General features: G+C 73.0%; 12 protein-coding genes. 7 read left to right on the forward strand and 5 right to left on the reverse strand.

The genetic code is table 11. The annotated features are described in order from the left end of the window. Window positions 1–19: 19 nt before the first annotated feature. The 3 genes from EV292_RS22780 to EV292_RS19085 all read right to left on the reverse strand — a co-directional run bounded on the left by EV292_RS22780 (window position 20) and on the right by EV292_RS19085 (window position 6,401). Window positions 20–163: a hypothetical protein gene (locus EV292_RS22780; RefSeq protein ID WP_165927184.1), complete on the reverse strand. Its 144-nt coding sequence runs from the start codon at window positions 161–163 to the stop codon at window positions 20–22. 92 nt (window positions 164–255) lie between these two features. Beyond that, on the reverse strand, window positions 256–5,808 hold the full coding sequence (locus EV292_RS19080) for an autotransporter outer membrane beta-barrel domain-containing protein (RefSeq protein WP_132910877.1): 5,553 nt from the start codon (window positions 5,806–5,808) through the stop codon (window positions 256–258). A gap of 140 nt (window positions 5,809–5,948) precedes the next feature. Beyond that, window positions 5,949–6,401 carry a hypothetical protein gene (locus EV292_RS19085; protein WP_132910853.1) on the reverse strand — a complete coding sequence of 151 codons (453 nt, stop codon included), beginning with the start codon at window positions 6,399–6,401 and terminating at the stop codon, window positions 5,949–5,951. A gap of 323 nt (window positions 6,402–6,724) precedes the next feature. Here EV292_RS19085 and EV292_RS19090 point away from each other — a divergent pair, with 323 nt between their 5' ends. The 5 genes from EV292_RS19090 (at window position 6,725) to EV292_RS19110 (ending at window position 15,209) form a co-directional block, all read left to right on the forward strand. Further along, entirely contained in the window at window positions 6,725–9,829 is a 3,105-nt protein-coding gene (locus EV292_RS19090) for a TonB-dependent receptor plug domain-containing protein (RefSeq protein WP_243693862.1), read from the forward strand. 204 nt (window positions 9,830–10,033) lie between these two features. Continuing rightward, window positions 10,034–12,931, forward strand: coding sequence for a TonB-dependent receptor (locus tag EV292_RS19095; protein WP_132910854.1), 2,898 nt, complete (start codon window positions 10,034–10,036; stop codon window positions 12,929–12,931). 127 nt (window positions 12,932–13,058) lie between these two features. Continuing rightward, on the forward strand, window positions 13,059–14,390 hold the full coding sequence (locus EV292_RS19100; RefSeq protein ID WP_165927185.1) for a methyl-accepting chemotaxis protein: 1,332 nt from the start codon (window positions 13,059–13,061) through the stop codon (window positions 14,388–14,390). A gap of 125 nt (window positions 14,391–14,515) precedes the next feature. After that, the gene (locus EV292_RS19105) at window positions 14,516–14,842 is read left to right on the forward strand and encodes a multidrug efflux SMR transporter (RefSeq protein WP_132910856.1); all 327 of its coding nucleotides are present in this window, start codon (window positions 14,516–14,518) and stop codon (window positions 14,840–14,842) included. A gap of 13 nt (window positions 14,843–14,855) precedes the next feature. After that, complete coding sequence (locus tag EV292_RS19110; protein ID WP_132910857.1) at window positions 14,856–15,209, forward strand: hypothetical protein; 354 nt, start codon at window positions 14,856–14,858, stop codon at window positions 15,207–15,209. Window positions 15,210–15,216: 7 nt separating this feature from the next. Here the strand turns inward: EV292_RS19110 and EV292_RS19115 are convergent, their stop codons facing one another. Both EV292_RS19115 and EV292_RS19120 read right to left on the reverse strand, forming a co-directional pair. Next, window positions 15,217–16,119, reverse strand: coding sequence for a LysR family transcriptional regulator (locus EV292_RS19115; protein ID WP_132910858.1), 903 nt, complete (start codon window positions 16,117–16,119; stop codon window positions 15,217–15,219). Between the two features lie 3 nt (window positions 16,120–16,122). Further along, on the reverse strand, window positions 16,123–16,800 hold the full coding sequence (locus EV292_RS19120; RefSeq protein WP_165927186.1) for a TetR/AcrR family transcriptional regulator: 678 nt from the start codon (window positions 16,798–16,800) through the stop codon (window positions 16,123–16,125). 557 nt (window positions 16,801–17,357) lie between these two features. Here EV292_RS19120 and EV292_RS19125 point away from each other — a divergent pair. Both EV292_RS19125 and EV292_RS19130 read left to right on the forward strand, forming a co-directional pair. Then, window positions 17,358–17,852, forward strand: a complete 495-nt coding sequence (locus EV292_RS19125) for a nuclear transport factor 2 family protein (RefSeq protein WP_132910860.1) — start codon at window positions 17,358–17,360, stop codon at window positions 17,850–17,852. Window positions 17,853–17,866: 14 nt separating this feature from the next. Beyond that, complete coding sequence (locus tag EV292_RS19130; RefSeq protein WP_132910861.1) at window positions 17,867–20,098, forward strand: xanthine dehydrogenase family protein molybdopterin-binding subunit; 2,232 nt, start codon at window positions 17,867–17,869, stop codon at window positions 20,096–20,098. The last annotated feature ends 179 nt before the right edge of the window (window positions 20,099–20,277 follow it).

Raw genomic sequence — 20,277 nt, forward strand, 5'->3', positions numbered from 1 at the left:
TCGCGCGCGGCCCGTCCGCTCAATGGCCGTAGCGCTTGATGCCGCGGCGGCGCAGTTGCACGCGCCGGCGCCGCCGCAGCATCACCACCGCGACGGGCGCGGCGACGATGACGACGACACCGATGATCGCGTAAGCGACCAGCTCGCGGGTGATCTCAACCATGGCGCGCCTGTGGCACAATGTCGGCGCGCTGTCATCGGCCTAAGTGCGATGGCTGAGACGGTTCATGAGCCACCGCCGCGAGGCGGCCGCGCTCAGAAGCGCAGCCGCACCCCGGTGGTGATCGTCTCCTGATGGTCGCCGCGCCCGGTCTGCGCCGAGGCCGCGCTGAACAGGTCGACCCCGCCGGCGAGGCGATAGTCGATCCCCGCCGCGGCGGTGCCGACCACCGGCGCGCGCGACGCCCCCAGCGCGCCGAGCGCGAGCGGGGCATCGGCGAAGCCCGCCAGCGCCGCGACGCGGCGTCCCTCGATCTGGTGGCGCAGCCCGAGCGCGACATGCGGGCGGAAGCGCGCGGCCGAGTCCGGATCGCGCGCCAGCCCGAGGCCGGCGTCGACGAAGCCCGCGACGTGACGGTGGCGCGCGACGCGCAGCGCGAAGCGGCTCGCGCCCGCTTCCTCCACCCCGTCGCGCGTGGTGCGGACATAGGTCAGCCCGAGGCGCGGGCGCAGCGTCCAGTCGTTGCCCACCGCCAGCGCGTGGTGCACCGCGACGTCGCTGACCCAGCTGTGCAGCCCGTAGCGCGCGCGCGCCGCGACCGTGCCGGGCAGCGTGCGGTCGGTGCGCGCGTCGCCGCCGTCGTACAGCAGCGAGCCGCTGAAGCCCCAGCCCGCGGGCGCGGCATAGCGCGCGTGCAGCCCCGCCACCGCGCCGTCGGCGCGCGTGCGCGCGCCGAGCGAGTCGATCTGCTGGCGGCCGTTGAGATAGCCGGCGAAGGCGCCGACCATCCAGCCGCGGTCGCCATAGCCGATCCCGCCGAGGAAGCCGTAGCCGTGCGCGCGCGCCGCGCTGGTGCCGCGCGCGGCGTCGCCGCCGAGCCGGTGCCACTGGCCGATCGTCTGCGCGAAGGTGAAGGCGCCCGCGTCGGTGCGGTCGGTCGCGAAGGCGGCGCCGCGCGCGACCTGCGCCAGCGACAGCGCCTGGTCGACGCCGAGCTGGGTCGCCGAGGCATAGGCCTCGGGGGTCAGCCGCGCGAAGGCGCGCGCGTCGCTGGTGCCCGCGTCGGTCAGCAGCGCGGGCAGCGCGGCGAGCAGCGCGGCGTCGCGCGGCGCCGCGGCGATCGCGGCGTTGACATAATCGACGCTCGCCGCGACCTGCGGCGCGAAGCCCGCCGCGCCCGCGAATTGCGCGAGCAGGCGCAGGCTGCCCGCGTCCTGGAGCAGCAGCCCGGGCTGGTCGTCGGGCAGGCGCACCGTGGTGAAGCCGCCGCTCACCCCGCCGCTGGCGTCGATCAGCGCGTAGCTGGTGCCCGCGCGCAGCGGCGCCGCCGCGACGAGCTGGAGCGTGGCGCCCGGCGCGATCGACAGCGCGCCGTTGACGACGAGCCGGTCCGACACGGTCGGGGTCAGCTCGAACAGCGCGGTGGCGCTGCCCGCCAGCGCGACATTGCCGTTGACCGTCATCGTCCCGGGCGAGGCGCCCGGGCTGAGCGTCCCCGCCACCGCGAGGTCGGCGTTGACGACGCCGGCCGAGCCGAAGGTGGCGTCGCGCGCCACCGTGATCCGCGGCGCGGTGAGGGTCGAGCCCGCCAGCCCGACCAGCCGCCCGCCGCTCAGCTCCAGCCGCTGGAGCGTCGCCGCGCCCGCGATCGTGGCATAGCCGCCGCTCACCGCGAGCTGCTCGACATCGCTCAGCCGGGTGAAGGCGACCGGCGCCGCCGCGGTGCCGCCCGTCACGGTGATCGCGTCGACGCCCGCGCCGCCGTCGACCGCGCCGGCGAAGCGCCCGCCCAGCGTCATGCGATCGTCGCCGTCGCCGAGGAAGACGTCGCCCTCGATCCGCCCGCTGCTGTCGATCCGGTCGTCGCCCCCGCCGAGCGCGATCGAGCCGAGGATCGTGCCGCTGTTGACGATCGTGTCGGCGGCGTCGCCCGCCGCGATCGCGCCGGGGAGATAATATTGGAACGGCAGCGCGCCGCCCCAGCCGTCGCTCTGATAGCCCTCGACCGTCTCGCCCGCGCCGCCGCGGATCGTGCCCGCGTTGACGAGCGCGAGCGTCCCGCGCGTCGTCAGCGCGGTGGACCATGGCCCGGTCGCCTCGATCACCCCGCCCGCCGCGTTGGTGACCGACACCGCCACCGCCTCGCCGGCATCGATGCGCAGCGCCGCCGCAGTCGCGACATAGGAGCTCGACTCGGGCGGGAAGCCGGCGGAATAGCGGAAGCCGCCGGCATTGGCGGCGATCGTGCCGCTGTTGGTGACGGTCACCGCGTGCGCGCCGCCCGCGAAGGCGGCGTCATCGAGCCATGCGGCGATCCCGCCGCGGCCGGTCGCGCTGATCGTGCCGCTGTTGTCGAGCAGCAGCGCGGCGTCGCGCGGGGCATAGGCCTGCGCGCTCATCTGCACCGCGCCGCCGCTCCCCGTGATCGTCCCCGTGTTGACCAGCGAGACCCCGATCGGGCTGCCGGCCGCCTCATACGGGAAGGAGAAGGTGCCCGCGGTCAGCACCGCACCCCCCGTGATCGTGCCGCTGTTGCGCGCGTCCAGCGTCGATTCGGTGTAGAGGGTCACGGCCGGCTGACCGCGCGTCGCGGTGAGACGCGCCTCGTTCTCGAAACGGTCCATCGTGCCCGCGATCAGGCCGGTGACGTCGCCGCGGTTGATCAGCCGCGCCAGCCGCGCGACACCGCCGCCGGGCGCCAGCGCGACGCTGTCGGCGGTGATCGTCCCGGTGATCGCCGCGGTGTTGACGATCGTGGCGTCGCCCGAGAGCGCCAGATCGGTGGCGAGCGGCGCGTCGGCGCGCAGCGTCAGCACCGTGTCCGCGCCGGTGGCGCGCGCGCCCTCGCGCTCGAAGCTGGCGAGCAGCGGCGCGCCGAGCGTGACGGTGGCGCTCGCCGCGCGCGCGTGGACGAACGTGTCGGTGCCGCCGCCCGCGTCGATAGTGCCGCTCACCCCGGTGGCGTCGCCGTAGCTGACGAACTGGTCGTCGCCGTCGCCGAAGCGCAGGTCGCCCGCGATCGTGCCGCCCTGCGCGACATAGACCGCCGAGCCCGAGCTGCTGCCATAATCGTTGAAGCCGAGCCGCACGTCGCCCAGGATCGTTCCCGCGTTGGACAGCGTCCCGCCGGCGAGGCGGACGGCCACGCCAGCGCCCTGGATCGTGCCGCCGGCGCGGTTGAACACGGTGTCGGACCAGCCGCCGCCCAGGATCGCGCCCGTCGCGGTGCTGACGAGCTGCCCGCCATTGTCGACGGTCATGCCGTAATAATTGCCGCGGATCGCCGCGCCCGCGACCGCGATCGTGCCGCCGTTGGTGACGTCGAGCCGGTTGTACGCGCCGGAGAGGCCGTCGCTCGCCGCGCTCCCCTCGGCCTGGCGGATCGTGCCGGCGTTGACGACCCGGCCGGCGCGCGCCGCGCTGACCGCGCCGCCCAGCACGATCGTCCCGGCGTTGGTGTAGGTGTCGCGCTCGGTCAGGCTCACCGCGACGTCCGGATAGGCGGTGACGCCGGCGGCGCGCACCAGCGTCAGCGTGCCGCGGCTGGTGACCGCCAGCGCGCCCGCGCTCGCCGCGGTCTCGCCGGGCGCCGCGAGCGCGTAGCCCGCGGCGATCGCGGGCGCGGTACCGACGACGATGTCGCCGCCGACATCGACGCTGCCCTCGCCCGCGACGCTGACCGGCGCGCGCGCCCCGGTCAGCGTCAGCGCGGCGCCGCCGATCAGGTCATAGCCGATCGTGGCGAAGCCGGCGGGTGCCGCGTCGGCGGCGACGGTGGCCGCGTCGCGGACGCGATAGCGCAACAGGCTGTCGGTGGCGGTGACCGTCCCGGTGATCCCGGCGAAGCGCCCGGCGCCGCTGCCCGCCAGCTCGGCCACCAACGTGTCGCCGCGGCCGAGCGTGAGATTGCCGTTGAGCACGCCCCCCGCCAGCGCGAAGAAGCGGTTGCCGTTGTAGCTGTCGCCGCGCCCGTCGCGACCGAGCAGGACGTCGCCGTCGATCGTGCCCGCGTTGACCACGGTGGCGTTGTAGAGCCCGCTGGCGTCGCGCGGCGCGATCGCGGCGCTGCCCCCGCTGATCCGCCCGCCCGCGCGATTGTCGATCGTGCCGTACCAGTCGAGCGTCACCGCGGTGCCGGGCGAGCTGATGACGCCGGTGTTGACCAGCGCGGTGCCGAGCCGCACGCCGGCGACCGCGCCGCTGATCGTGCCGCTGTTGGTCGCGCGATAGCCGTAGGAGCCCGACAAAGCGAGGCCGACCCCCGCGGTGGACGTGATCGTGCCGGCGTTGCTGAAGTCGACGCTCCACGCCGACACCGCAATGCCCGCCGCGGTGATCGAGCCGCTGTTGCTGAAGCTCTGCCCCGAGACGCCGAGCGAGACGCCGTCGCCCGCGGCCTCGATCGTCCCCTGATTGTCGATCGAGCGCGCGTTGAGCTGGACCGCATAGGCGCCGCCGACCGTGGTGCGCAGCGTGCCCGCGTTGACGAAGGCGGGCGTGTCGAGCGACAGCGGGCCGGAGGTGATCAGCTCGCTCGCCCCGGTCAGCACGGTGCGGTTGACGATCGTCCCCGCGCCGCCGAGCTGGACCGGACCGGCGAAGCCGTCGCCCAGCGTCGCGGTGACGTCGCGCGCGACCTCGAGCCCGAGCCGCTCGACGTTGACCGGCAGCGCCACCGCGGCGAGCGTCGCGTCGGCGTCGATGTCGAGCCGCAGCGTATCGACCCCCGCGCCGCCGTCGATCGTCCCGGTCACCCCGGTGCGCACCGCGCCGTCGACGTAGCGCGCGAGGAACACGTCGTTCCCCGCGCCCAAGGTGACGTCGCCGTCGATCGTGCCCAGGCGATTGTCGATCGTGCTGCCCTGGCGCGTGTCGTCGCGCGCGATCACCGCGCCGCGGATCGTGCCGCGGTTGGTCAGCGACAGCGCACCCGCGGCGTCGATCGCGACGCCCCCGGCCGCGGTGATCGTGCCGTCGTTGGTGACGCGACCGACCCGCCCGCTGATGCCCGCGATCGTGCCGCCCGCGGCGTTGGTGACGGTGAGCTGGGTGTAATAGGTGCCGGGATCCGCGGGCAGATCGGCGACGATCGCCGCGCCCGCGCTGCCCGTCATCGTCCCGGCGTTGGTCAGCGCGACCTGCACCGCGCCGAGGCGGTTGGCGGGATCGAGCGCGACGCGCAGCGCCTGCGCGCCCGACACCGTCGCGCCCGCGGCGACGTCGATCGTCGCGCTGGCGGAGGGATAGACCATGTAATAGCTGCCGAGCGAGCAATAGCCCAGCGACGCGCCGGCATAGGGATCCGAGCAATAGGCCCAGTAAGGCGCACCCGCGGCGACGCGCAGCCCCGCACCCGCGCCGCCCTCGACGCGCCCCGCGACCGAGAGCCGGACCGCGTTGGCGGCGACGTCGATCGCGGCGGCCGGCCCGGCGCGGACGACCGCGTCGGCCGCGACCGTCACCTGCGTGCCCGGGGTGGTGACCACCAGGCCATCGGGATCGGTGCCCGCGCAGCTCGTCACGCCGTTGCTCGCGGTCGGGTCGGGGGTGCATTGCGCCGCGGCGGGGCTGCTCGCCGCACTCATCGCCGCGAGGCTCACGCCGAGCGCGAGCGTCCACCGGCGCAGTCGCGCCGAACTCTCCACCATCATCTTATGCAACCCCCGAATAATACGCGCGAATCCCCATTCGCGCGGCCACGCCTAGGGCGGCGTCGCGATTGCGTCCAGCGGCGATCTGACCCGGGACGGCGCGATCGTGCCACGCTGGCGCGACCCGCCGGCGCGCGTCATCCGAACAGGTCGGCGCGCGCGCGGCGGTGGAAGGCGTTGCGCCAGCGCCGCCGGCGATGTTCGGCGCGGTCGTGGCCGAGATGGCAGCGCTGGCACAGCGCGGCGAGGTTGCGCGGGCGGTTGTCGCCGGGATCGTGGTTGAGATGCGCCGCGGCGAGCACCACCCGCGTCACGCGCAGCGCGGGCGGCGGCGCGAGACCGGGCAGCCCCGGCGCGGCGCGCAGCCGCTCCGCCGGGGAGGCGAGCCGGCGCAGCACGCGCCCGCGCGCGTCGCGCCAGCGCGCCGCCGCCTCGTCCCACCAGCGCCCGTCGCCGAGATGGAGCACGTCGCGCCCGTGCGGGCGGCCGCAGCGCTCGCACCGGCCGCCCGCGCGCTCGAAGCGCAGCCACGCCGACAGCTCGCGCCAGTCGATCGGATAGAGCCAGCGTTGGTCGCGCGCGATCGGCATGCCCCCTGATGAGTCACGCGCGCCGCCGAGGGAAGCCGCGCGCGCGATTGATTCAGATTATTCATCACCCGCGCCGCGGCGATCGACCGCGTGACTCAGCGCCGCATCCTTACAAGCCCGGTCCGCGGCTTTGATGAACCAAATTGCTAGATTGGTATTGTTTCGGCCCGCGCATCGTGACAGCATCGGTATACGACGCCGGGAGAGTCAGCGCGCGACCGGCACAGCCGGCGCGCGGGAAGGGGGATCAGCGACGGTGCGCGCGCGCGCCGGCCGCTTCGTCCTTCGCTCGCCCGGCGGTCGGGGAGCGAAGGGGAAAGACGATGATGTACAGGAAAATGCTCGCCACGTCCTGCTGCGTGGCGGCACTGGTGGCGCTGCCGGCCGCGGCGCAGGTCGCGGGCACCGCCGCACCGGCCGCGACGGACACGGCCACGCGGGAGAGCAGCGCGCCGATCGGCGACCCGGTCGCCTCCGCCAAGCTCGCCGCCGACGTCGCGCGCCCCGGCGGCGAGGATGCCGCCCCGGCGGGCGGCGACGTCATCGTCACCGGCACGCGCATCAACCGCCCCAACAACCGCTCGGCGGCGCCGATCGTCACCACCACCGCCTTCGACATCGCCGCGCAGGGCGCCACCACGATCGAGGAAGTGGTCAACCGCCTGCCGCAGGTGCAGGTCAACACCGAGCAGAATTTCAGCGACTCCGAGGGGCGCCAGCGCATCAAGCTGCGCAGCCTCGGCTATGAGCGCACGCTGATGCTGATCGACGGGCTGCGCATCGGCCTGCCCAACACGGTCGACGTCGGCATCATCCCCAACGCGCTGGTCGAGCGGATCGACGTGCTGACCGGGGGCGCCTCGTCGGTGTACGGCTCGGACGCGGTCTCGGGCGTGGTCAATTTCGTGCTGAAGAAGAATTTCTCGGGCGTGCGCCTCGACGCCAATTACAGCTTCTTCAACCACGACAACCGCCGCTCCGCGGTGACCGACGCGGCCGCGCGCGCCGGCTTCAACGCGGTGGAGGGGATGAGCAACGACGGCGGGCGCAGCGACCTCAGCCTCGCCGCGGGCGCCAATCTGTTCGACGATCGCGTCAACATCACCAGCTTCATCAACTATCGCCAGTCCGACCTGGTGCGGCTGGTGGATCGCGGCAACAGCGTCTGCGAGGTCACCCAGCCGAGCAACACCGCGCCGCTCGCCTGCACCCGCGCCAGCTTCACCCCGGCGGGGACGATCATCCCGCAATCGGGGCCGCGCAGCGGCCAGACGCTGGTCAACAACCCCAATGGCGACGGCACCTTCGTGCCGATCAACAGCGGACCGCCGGGCACCTCGGCCAACCCCTATGACGATTGGGCGTTCCAGCGCCCGTTCAAGCGCGTCAACGTCGGCGGCTTCCTCACCGCCGAGCTCGCCGACGACATCGAACTCTATAGCAACGTGCTGTTCTATCGCGACAAGTCGTACAACACCCAGCTCAACCGCACGTTCAACTTCGGCGCCTATGGCAGCACCCCGTTCAGCGTGAACTGCGACAATCCCTTCCTGTCCGCGAGCCAGGCGGGCGATCTGTGCGGCGCCGGCGCGGGCGTGGCGGGGACCTACGCGCCGATCGACGTGCGCTACCGCTTCGACGGCCTGCCCTCGGTGCGGCAGAAGTTCACCAACGAGGGCTATCGCATCGTCGCCGGGTTGCGCGGCAAGGGCTTCGGCGACGTCTGGACCTATGACATCGCGGGCATGGTGTCGCGCGCGCGGCTCGACACGATCGACGTGCCGATCGCGCGGTTCGACCAGATCAACCGCTCGCTCGACGTGGTCAGCGTCAACGGCACGCCGACCTGCCGCTCGGTGGTGAACGGCAGCGACCCCGCCTGCGTGCCCTTCAACGCCTTCCGCCCGTTCAACCGCGACCAGGCGCTCAACGACTATCTCTACGGCGGCGCCACCGGCGGGATCAGCACGCGGATCCCGCGGCTGCTCCAGTTCATCGGCACGGTGAGCGGCGATCTCGGCAAATATGGCGTCACCTCGCCGTTCGCGCAGCAGGGCGTCGCGATCGCGCTCGGCGCCGAATATCGCGAGGAGATGGAGCGGACCATCGTCAACCAGATCTTCATCGACAACAACGGCGGGCAGAACCAGCGCGTCACGCAGAACATCTTCGAGGCCAATGCCGAGATCCAGGCGCCGCTGATCGAGGATCAGCCGTGGACGCGGCTGCTCCAGGTCAACGGCGGCTATCGCGTGTCGAAGTACAACCGGCTCGACGGCAAGTTCGACACCTGGAAGATCGAGGGGCTGTGGTCGCCGATCGCGGACATCACCTTCCGCGCCTCGTACAACAAGGCGCAGGCCGCCCCCGGCGTCGGCGCCGCGGCGGGCGCGAGCAACATCACCTGGAACCAGGGCTTCTACTCGGACCCGTGCGCGCCGCGGATCGACCCCAGCAACCCCAATGGCCCGCGGCTGGCGCCGCTCGGCAGCGCGACGCAATGCGCCAACACCGGCCTGCCCGCCAATCTCTACGGCAGCGCGACGCTGATCTGCCCCGACGAGCGCTGCACCGTGCGCGAGGGCGGGTTCAACCTCACCCCCGAGACCGCCTTCACCAAGACGTTCGGCGTGGTGCTGCGCCCGCGCTTCCTGCCCGGGCTGACCGTCTCAATCGACCGCTGGCTGATCGACCTGGAAGACCAGCTGGTGTTCCTCCAGCCGCAGGACATCATCAACGAATGCCTCAACACCGGGCTGGACTATTTCTGCCGCGGCATCCTGCGCAACCCGACCACGGGCACGCTGTCGAGCTCGCCCGCGGGGCGCCCCGCGACCGGCTGGGTCGCGCGCGGCTCGTCCAACGGCTATACCGAGCAATCCCACGGCTGGGACTTCCAGGGCCAGTATAACCTCGACATGGGCGGGGCGGGGCGGCTCGACGTCAGCTTCAACGGCACGCTGATGACGCGCAACGGCGGCCAGGCCTCGCCCGCCGCGATCAAGCGCAACTGCACCGGCTATTACGGCGCGGGCTGCGGCGAGAGCCTGCCGCGCTGGGCGCACCAGCTGCGCACCACCTGGCTGACCCCCGACCGCAGCGCGAGCGTCTCGGTCAACTGGCGTCATCGCGGCGGCATGCCGCTGACCTTCTACTCGCCCGAGGACAGCGGCATCCCGCGCCAGGACGAGAGCGCGCGGCGCGACCAGTTCCCCGGCATCGGCGCCTATAACTGGATCGACCTCGCGCTGGCGGTCGATGTCAGCAAGCGGATGACCTTCCGCATCGCCGCCAACAATCTGCTCGACCGCGACCCGCCGATCGTGCCCGACAGCCGCTCGACGATCGGGCTGCTGCGCGGCAACACGATCATGGGCTACGACCTGCTCGGCCGCCAGATCGTCGCGGGCGTGTCGCTGCGGATGTGAGGAGCGCGGGGGCGTCGCGGTGCGGCGCCCCCCCTCGTCCCGCCGTCCCCCCGCGTCACTCCAGTGTCATATTTACCACAAAGCACGAAATTAACCGTCGCGGATCATTTCGTAACGCGAATAATCTTGCCCGAGCCGCGTGCCGCTCTGCAGCATCGTTCCCGACAGGCGCCGAACAAGGCGCCGCAGCACAGGGAAAGATCGATGACGCGCTCGTTCCGACACCTTCATCTGCCCGCCGCGAGCTGGCTCGCGCTCGCGATCGCGGCGGCGCTGCCCGCGGCCGCGCACGCGCAGGCCGCGCCCGAACAGACCCCCGCCGAGACCGCCGCGACGACCGGCGAGGACGTGGTCGTCACCGGCTCGCGCATCCGCCGCGACCCGCTCGACAATCCCTCGCCCGTGGTGACGGTGGACGAGGCCGCGATCGCCAAGACCGGCCTGTCCTCGGTCGCCGACGTGCTCCAGCGCATCCCCGCCTCCTCGGGCGGGCTCAACTCCAAGTTCAACAATTCGGGCAATCTCGGCAACCCGCCCGATGGCGGCGGCGTCGGCGCCGGCTCGGCCGCGATCGACCTGCGCTATCTCGGGGCCAAGCGCACGCTCGTGCTGGTCGACGGACTGCGCTACGTCAACGGCGCCAGCGCCAGCGGCATCCCCGGCACGGTCGACCTCAACTCGATCCCCGACGTGATGATCCAGCGCGTGGAGGTGCTCCAGTCGGCGGCCTCGGCGCTATACGGGTCGGACGCGATCGGCGGCGTGGTCAACATCATCACGCGCTCGGGCCAGAAGGGCTTCCGCGCCCAGGCGCAATATGGCCAGTATCTCGGCGAGGGCGACGGCGAGACGCAGAACTACCAGCTGAGCTGGGGCGGCGGCAGCGAGCGCGTCCATCTCGACGTCGGCGCCTTCTACACCAAGCAGGATCCGGTGCGCGCCGCCGACCGCGACCTCTCGCGCTTCCCCAACCCGGGGCAGACCAGCTGCGGCGACCCGGTCGGCGGCTGCTCGGGCGCCGCGCTCAACGGGCGGATCCGCTTCAACGCGGGCAGCCCGCTGCGGCCGACCACCGGCGCGCGCGAGATCACCGTGCGCAACGCGCCGCTCAACGCGCGCGGCGTGTACGATCCGACGCTGGCGGGCGGCGACTTCCGCGCCTTCACCACCGCGGACCGCTTCAACTTCGCGCCGTACAATTACTTCCTCACCCCGAACGAGCGCTACGGCGGCTTCGCCAACGCGCGCGCCGAATTCTCCGACCTGTTCAACGTGCGCGTGAAGACCAGCTGGGTGCGGCGCAACTCGCAGAACCAGGCGGCCTTCCTCCCGCTCAGCGTCGGTCCCGGCGCGGGCAACGGCAACCTGCTCGACACCATCTCGATCGACGCGACCAACCCGTTCAACCCGTTCGGCGTGACGCTCGGGCCGGACAATTACGAGGTGATCGGGCGCCGCCTGATCGAGGCCGGGCAGCGCACCTATTCGCAGACGGTCGATACCTGGTCGGTCACCGGCACGATCGACGGCAAGTTCCAGCTGTTCGGCAAGAACTGGTATTATGACGCCAATGCGGTGCTGGCCACCAACGAGGCGCACCAGCTGTTCACCGGCAACATCAACGCGGCGCGGCTGGCGCAGGCGCTCGGCCCGGTGGCGCAATGCACCGGCGCGTGCGTGCCGTTCAACATCTTCGGCGGCGAGGGATCGGTCACCCCCGAGATGCTCGGCTATATCGGGTTCGACGAGCGCTCGCGCAGCCAGCAGCGGCTCAAGGACTATACGTTCAACGTGTCGGGCGAGCTGTTCGACCTGCCGGGCGGCGCGATCGGGATCGCGGCGGGCTATGAGCATCGCGACCAGCAGGGCAGCTTCACCCCCGATCCGATCATCCAGGCGGGGCTCGGCGCCGACATCCCGGCGCAGGCGGCGCGCGGCCAATTCAACGTCGACGAGGTCTATGGCGAGCTGCGGCTGCCGCTGATCCGCGACGTGCCGTTCTTCCAGCTGGTGGAGCTCAACGGCGCGGTGCGCCATTCCAACTTCTCGACCTATGGCAGCAACACCACTTACTCCGGCGGCGCCTTGTGGAAGCCGGTGAGCGACCTGCTGCTGCGCGGCCAATATGCCGAGAGCTACCGCGCCGCCTCGATCGGCGAGCTGTTCGGCGCGCAGTCGCGCTTCGACGCCAATCTCGACGATCCCTGCACCAGCGCGGCGGGCGGGCTGTTCCAGTCCAACCCGACGGTGCGCGCCAATTGCATCGCCAACGGCGTCCCCGCCGACGGCAGCTACAACGATCCGCAGGGCGGGCAGATCAGCCTGCTGACCGGGGGCAACAGCGACCTCCAGCCCGAGACCGCGCGCACCTGGCTGTTCGGCGGCGTCTACAGCCCCGCCTGGGCGCGCAACGGCTTCGCCAGCGCGCTCAGCCTTGAGGTCAATTACTATGACATCAAGGTGGACGGCGCGATCGCCTCGATCCCGGCGCAGACCCTGCTCGACCGCTGCGTCCAGTCGGCCGACGCTTTGTCCTGCGACGCGGTGCGGCGCGTCTCGGGCGGGTCGATCGGCGCGATCAACGCGCTGTTGCTCAACACGGGCGGGATCCGCACCCGCGGCGTCGACGCCACCTTCACGCTGCGCACGCGCCCGACCGGGGCGGGGACGTTCGGGCTGAGCGTCAGCGGCAACTACCTGCTGCGCTACGAGGAGGTGGTCCCCTCGACCGACGGCACCACCACCACCAACTACACCGGCACCGAGCGCGGCAGCCCCGACCAGGCCTATCCGCACTTCAAGGGGCAGGCGACGCTCGACTGGGACATCGGCCCGGTCGCGGCGGCCTTCACCGGGCGCTATATCGACGACGTGGTCGAGACCGCGGGGGGCAACCGGCTCAAGAGCCGCTTCTACGGCGACGTCCAGCTCACCTTCCGCCCGAGCTGGATGGACGAGAAGATCGGGCTGACGCTCGGCGTCAACAACGTGTTCGACACCGATCCGCCCGCCTGCTTCTCGTGCAGCCTCAACAATTACGACCCCACCACCTATGACGTGCCGGGGCGGTTCGGCTATGCGCGGCTGAGCTACGGCTTCTGACGCGATCCTGCGGGGCGGCGCGCGGCGCTGCCCCCGACATCCGGCGCGACCCGACCCGATCGCGCCGCGAGCCGCTATAATGACCCGATCGGCGTCGGGCGCCGGGGGGGCCGGGCAGATGGGGCGAATGCGCGTGTGGCCGTGGCGGCGACCGCCGGTCGATTATGCCGGACTGTTCGTCACGCTCGCGCCCGACGCGATCTATGCCGCGCAGAACGAGCGGTTCATCTACTGCAATCCCGGCGCGCTGCGGATGTTCGGCTATGCGCGCGACGAGTTCATCGGGTGCAGCCCGATGATCCTGTCCGCGCCGACCCAGCCGTGCGGGACGCCGTCGGCCGAGCTGATCGCGCCGCGCCGCGCCGAGGCGATCCGCGACGGCATGACGCGCTTCCAATGGGCGTGCCAGCGCAAGGACGGATCGCTGTTCCCCGGGCTGGTGACGCTGCTCGCCGCGCACTTCCCGGACGGCCCCGGCGTGGTGGGCACCACCGTCGACCTCAGCGACGCGACGCGGATGATCGAGATCGTCTCGGCCGGGCTGCGCCGCGTCGCCACGGGTGACCTGAGCCAGCCGATCGCCGAGGCCTTCGCGCATCATTACGAGCCGCTGCGCCGCTCGTTCAACGCGGTGCAGGAGGACCTGCGGCGGCTGGTCGGCGCGGTCGCGACCAAGGCGCGCGCGATCCGCGCGGGAACGATCGCGATCGGCACCGCGGCGGACGGCGTCGCCGACCGGATCGAGCATCAGCGCGATGCCCTGGCGCAGAGCGCGGCGGGGATCGGCCGGCTCGCCGCCAGCCTCACCACCACCGCCGGCGACATCGACGCCGCCAGCGCGCTCGCGGCGCAGGCGCGCGGCGACGCCGACGGCACCGCGGCGCTGGCGCGCGAGGCGATCGCGGCGATGCGCGCGATCGAGCATTCGGGGCAGGAGATCGGCGCGATCATCGCGCTGATCGACGGCATCGCCTTCCAGACCAACCTGCTCGCGCTCAACGCCGGGGTCGAGGCGGCGCGCGCGGGCGAGGCGGGGCGCGGCTTCGCGGTGGTGGCGCAAGAGGTGCGCGCGCTGGCGCAGCGCTCCGCCGAGGCGGCGCGCGACGTCAAGCAGCGCGTCGGCGCCGCGAACGCGCAGGTCGCCGCGGGGGTGGCGCTGGTCGACCGCACCGACGCCGCGCTGCGCCGCATCGTCGAACAGGTCGACGGGATCGACGACCGCGTCGGCCGGATCGCGCGCGCCGCGCGCGTCGATGCCGACGGCGTGGCGCAGCTCAACGCCGGGGTGGCCGAGATGAACGGCGCGGCGCAGCAATATGCCGCGATGGTGGAACAGACCAACGCCGCCGCGCACGACCTGGCGGAACAGACCGGGCAGCTCGAGGCCGATGTCGCGCGCTTCCGCCTCGGCGCGCCGCCGGGAGAGGGGGTGCGGCGCGCGGCGCTGCCGGCGCGCTGAGGCCGCGCCGCCGCGCCCGGCTGGACAGCGGCGGCGACGCGGCCTATCGCGCGCCGGCTCGCGGCCTCTTTCCGGGTTTCCGGCCGCGCCTTGTCCCACCGAGCCCGCGAGAAGGAGATTCCTCCATGGCGTGGCTCATCCTGGGCGTTGCCGTCGTCACCGAGATCATCTGGGCGCTGAGCCTGAAATGGGCCGCGCTGCGCCCCAGCCTGCTCGCCTCGGCGCTGCCGGTGGGGCTCAGTTTCGTCAACATGGGGCTGCTCGCGCTGGCGATGCGCGGGCTGCCCGCGGGCACGGCCTATGCGGTGTGGACCGGGCTGGGCGCGGTGGGGGTGACGATCCTCGGCACGTTCCTGTTCGGCGAGCGGATCAATCCGGTGCAGGCGGGGTTCATCGCGCTGATCATCATCGGCGTGGTGGGGACCAAGCTGTTCGCGTCCCCCGCCGCCTGACGGGAGCGGGGCGATGGAGGCGAGCACATGGGATCCGGCCAAGGTGCGCCACTGGCTCGAGCGTCGCGCCGCCGCGGCGCGGCTCGACCAGGCCGCGGCCGACCGGCGCGGCTATCCCGCGCAGGACGATCACGACCTCGCCGCGGCGGAGGAATATGTCTGCCGCACGTTGCTGTCCGACGCCGCCGCGGACGCGCAGGCGAGCCTGGCCGCGCGGATCAAGGCGCTGCTCGCGCAGGACGATTATCCGGTCACCGGGGTCAATGACGACGTCCGCTTCGAGCGCCACGTCCGCGCCCAGCTGCGCCGCGTCGCGAAGATGGTGAAGGCCAACCAGGGGTTCGAGCGCACCGCGCGCTATCAGTGACGCGCGCTCAGTCCGCCAGCGCCTCGGCGATGAAGGCGGTGAAGGCCTGCAGCGCGTAGCTCTGGTGCGTCGCCGCCGGCGTGTAGAGATAGCCCGGCCAGCGCAGGTGGTTCCACTCGGGCAGCAGCTCCACCAGGCTGCCGTCGGCGAGCGCGCCCGCGGCGACCACGTCGAGCAGGCGCACCACCCCCATGTCGGCGCGCGCCGCGGCGAGCAGCGAGGGCGCGTCGTTGAGCGTCAGCGCGCAATCGGGCGCATAGGCGCGCTGGCGCCCGTCGACGTCGACGAAATGCCAGGCATGCGGGCGACCGGTGACGTCGTCGAGCAGCCGGACGCAGCGATGCCCGTCGGCGAGATCGTCGGGGTCGCGCGGCAGGCCGTGGCGCGCGACATAGCCGGGGCTCGCGCAGGTCAGCACGCGGCTGCGGCGCAGCAGGCGCTTGTCGAGCCCGCGCGCCTCCGGCCCGCCGAAGCGGATCGCCAGATCGACCCCCTCCAGCAGCAGATTGTCGACGCGGTCGCGCACCAGCACGTCGACGCGCACCTGCGGATGCGCCGCGAGGAAGCGCGGCAGCGCGGGGATGACGAGGAACGGGCCGAACGCGCCGTCGGTCGACACGCGCAGCCGCCCGCGGATCAGCGCGGGGGTAGACGGGCTGGCGACGCGCCCCAGCGCCTCCAGCATCGGGGTGACCTCGTCGAGCAGCCGGCGCCCCTCGTCGGTCGGCTTGAGCGCGCGGCTGGTGCGGTCGAACAGCCGCATCCCGGTCCGCTCCTCCAGCCGCGCGATCGCCTTGCCCACGCCCGAGCGCGACAGGCCGAGCTGCTCGCCCGCGCGCGCGTAGCTGCCGCCCTTGGCGACCGCGACGAAGACGGTGATGCCCGCGATGATGCGCCCGTCGAACAGCATCGCTCAGCCCTCCCCCTGCACCGAGGGAGCCAGCGATGCGGGGGGGAGGGCAGGCGGAGGCAGCGCGCGGTCGCGCAGCGCGCGCACCACCGCGGCCTCGATCGCGGTGGCGGTGCGTGCGAGATCGAGCGCCGGGTCGAGCGCCCAGAGCGACACCGCCCCGCGCACCCAGCCCAGGATCAGCGTGCCGAACAGATCGGCGTCGACCAGGGGCTCGATCGTGCCGCTGCGCTGGCCGTCGCGGATCATCGCGGTCAGCCCCGCCGCGCTCAGCTCGGTCAGCGCCGCCACCTCGTCGCGCAGCGCGGGATGCACCGCGGCCTCGCCGGCGATGAGCAGGAAGGCGCGGCGGCGGTGCGGCTGCTCGCGCGCATGGTCGAAATAGCAGCGGACGAAGGCGCGGATCGCGTCGAGCCCGCTCAGCCCCTCGAGCCGGGGGCGCATCACCGCGTCGTAATCCGCCAGGATCGCGCGTGCGACATGCAGGATCAGCCCCTCCTTGGTGCGGTAATAATGCACCGGCAGCGTCGCGCTGAACCCGGCGCGCGCCGCCACCTCGCCGAGCACCAGCCCGCCGAAGCCGCGCTCCGCGATCAGGGCGATCGCGGCGTCGACCATCCGCGCGTCCGCGGCGGCGCGACGGTCGCGCTGGCGGCGCCGGGGAGGGGAGGGATCGATCACGCGCGCCTCACGTCGGGAAGGCGGCCGACGTAACATGCTGTGGCGCGGGTCAGCAACCGGCGTGGCGCGCGCCGCGCCGCGGCGAACTTGTCTGGTCCCGACCCAGGATGCCCCATGCCTCACCGTCATCCCGGGCTCGACCCGGGATCCATGGTGTCGCGAGGGACACCGGCGTCGCGCTCGCGGAACCATAGGTGCGGACGCAAAAGCTGGCTTCCTCTTCCATCACCGTCATCCCGGCCTTGAGCCGGGATCCATCGTTCCGCGAGAACGACGCCGACGGCGCTCGCGGCACCATGGATCCCGGGTCGAGCCCGGGATGACGGGTGGAACGAGCCGCTCCCCGCCGCTATCGGTACGACGACTGAGCGTCCGCTCAACCGGTCGCCTCCGTTTCCCGCCAGCGCGGACAAATCGGCGACGAACCGCGCGCGTCGTCGCGGGTTCGTGTCGCCGGATGCCTCTCAGCGGGGCGGGAGGATGGCGCGCCGATCCGGGCAGGCCGCGGCGCGCGCCTGCCGCCGCGGAGGTTCGGCCGGCGAAGGAGAGATGGGGGAATGCGGTGGAGTCCGATGATCGTGCTCGCGGCGGCGCTGGTGCCCGCGGTGGCGCTGGGCGGCGAGGCGCGCGCCGACGAGCGCGCGACGCGCAACCGCGCGCTCGTCGCCGCCGCCTTCGAGCGCTGGGCGGCGGGGCAGGGCGACGTCTTCGCCTTGCTCGCCGACGACGCGACCTGGCGCGTGATGGGGAGCGACCCCGCGATCGCGCGCACCTATCACGGGCGCGAGGCGCTGCTGGCGGCGACCGCGCGCCCGCTCGCGGCGCGGCTCAGCGGCCCGCTCGTCCCCACGGTCAGGCGAATGTGGGCCGAGAGCGACGACGTGCTGGTGGAATGGTCGGGCAGCGCGCCGGTGCATGACGGCACGCGCTACGCCAACGATTATCTGTGGATCATGACGCTGCGCGACGGGCGCATCACCGCGGTGACCGCCTATCTCGATGTCGCCGCCTTCGCCGCGGTGCTCGCCAAGCCCGCGCGCCCGGGCGCCTGAGGGGAGGAACCGCGATGGACGACCGGGCCGAGACCGCGCTGACGATGGACGCGCCCTTCGCCGACAGCCTGCTCGATCGCGCGCCCGCGCCGCTGGTCGGGCGCGCGGTGCCGCGCGTCGACGGCCCGCTCAAGGTCAGCGGGCAGGCGCGCTACGCCGCCGAACATGCGATGGACGGGCTCGCTTATGGCATGCTGGTGCGCGCGCCGTTCGGCTGCGGCACCGTCACCGCGCTCGACGATGACGCGGCGCGCGCGCTGCCCGGCGTGATCGACGTGATCGCGGACGCGCGGATGATCCGCAACGCCGGCGACTTCGCCGGCCCGGCCGCGCCGGTGCAGACCGTGCGCGACGTGGTGTACCACGGCCAGCCGATCGCGTTGGTCGTGGCGGAGAGCTACGAGGCGGCGCGCGAGGGCGCGGCGCGGGTGCGCGTCGTCCACGACACCGCGCCGGGCATCTATGCGATGGAGCAGGCGCTCGACCGCGCCGCCCCGCCCGAGAGCGACGTCGGCGGCTTCTTCCTGATCCACACCGAACAGGGCGACGTGGCGGCCGCGCTGCGCGACGCCGCGGTGGCGATCGACACCGACTGGACCACGCCGAGCCAGAGCCATGCCGCGATGGAGCCGCACGCCTCGATCGCGGCATGGGAGGGCGATCGCCTGACGCTGTGGGGCTCCTATCAGTCGCCGGTGACGACGCGCGACCAGATCGCCACCGCGCTGGGCATCCCGTCCGACCGCGTGCGGGTGCGTGCGCCCTTCGTCGGCGGCGGGTTCGGCGGCAAGCTCGGGGTGATGCCCGAGGCGGTCGCGGCGGCGATCGCGGCGCAGCGGCTCGGCCGTCCGGTCAAGGTGGCGATGCCGCGCCAGCACGTCTTCGAGATGACCGGGCGCCGCCCCGCGACGCGCCAGCGCGTCCGCCTCGGCGCCACCGCCGAGGGGCGGCTGACCGCGATCGCGCACGAGACGGTGACCGACCAGCTCGCGGGCGAGATGTTCTTCGAGCCCGCCGGGATCGCGACCCATCTGCTGTATGACGCGCCGCACCGGCTGGTCGACCATCAGGTGGTGCGCGTCAACAAGGTGCTGGGCGTGTCGATGCGCGCGCCCGGCGAGGGGGCGGGGCAGCTCGCGCTGGAAAGCGCGATGGACGAGCTCGCCGAGCGGCTCGGGATCGACCCGATCGAGCTGCGGCTGCGCAACGAGCCCGCGCATCACCCGGAGCTCGGCGTGCCCTTCTCGAGCCGCTCGCTCACCGCCTGCCTGCGCGAGGGCGCGGCGCGCTTCGGCTGGGACGCGCGCCATCCCGTGCCCGGGTCGCGGCGCGAGGGCGACTGGCTGGTCGGGCTCGGCATGGCGGCGGCGGTGCGCGGCAACCTGTTCGGGGCGAGCAAGGTGCGCGTGCGGCTCGGCGGCGACGCGCGCGTGGCGGTCGAGACCGAGATGACCGACATCGGCACCGGCACCTATACGATCCTGGCGCAGATCGCGGCCGACCTGCTGGGGGTGGCGCTCGACCAGGTCGAGGTGCGGCTGGGCGACACCGACGACCCGATCAGCGCGGGGTCGGGCGGGAGCTGGGGCGCGACCACCGCGGGCACCGCGCTCTATGCCGCCTGCGCGCAGCTGCGCGCGCGGCTGGCGCGCGCCGCGGGCGTCGCCGAGGAGGAGATCACGCTCGCCGACGGCATGCTGAGCGCGCGCGGGCAGCGCCATGCGCTGCGCGACCTCGTCGGCAACGGCATGGTGGTGGAGGGCGGCTGCGCGCCGGGCGAGAGCAACGAGCGCTACAGCCAGGCGGGCTATGGTGCGCATTTCTGCGAGATGCGCGTCCACGCCTGGACCGGGGAGACGCGCGTGGCGCGCTGGACCAGCGTGTTCGCCGCGGGCCGGATCCTCAACCGCACCACCGCGATCTCGCAGGCGCTGGGCGGCATCACGCTGGGGATCGGTGCCGCTCTGTTCGAGGACCTGATCCACGACCCGCGCACGGGCAAGATCGTCAACCGCGACCTGGGCGAATATCACGTCCCCGCGCACGCCGACATCCCGCCGCTCGACGTGCTGTTCCTCGACGAGCGCGACCATGCCGCCAACCCGCTGCTGGCCAAGGGCGTGGGCGAGCTGGGGGTGTGCGGCGCGGGCGCGGCGGTGGCCAATGCGCTGTACAATGCCACCGGGGTGCGCGTGCGCGACTTCCCGATCACGCTCGACAAGCTGCTGGCGGGCCTGCCCGATTGAGGGTGCGCGCGGGCGGCGCGGCGTGAACGGCGGGTGATCCATCCGGTGGGGATCGTGCTCCTGCGGACGCAGGAGCCCAGGACCGCGCACGTCACGCTCGTGGCCCTGGGCTCCGGCGTTCGCCGGAGCACCGTTCAACGGGGGCGGATCAGACTGTTAGGTGGACGCGACACGAGCGG

Origin of the sequence: Sphingomonas sp. BK235, from assembly GCF_004345855.1 — a bacterium.
GTDB lineage: Bacteria > Pseudomonadota > Alphaproteobacteria > Sphingomonadales > Sphingomonadaceae > Sphingomonas.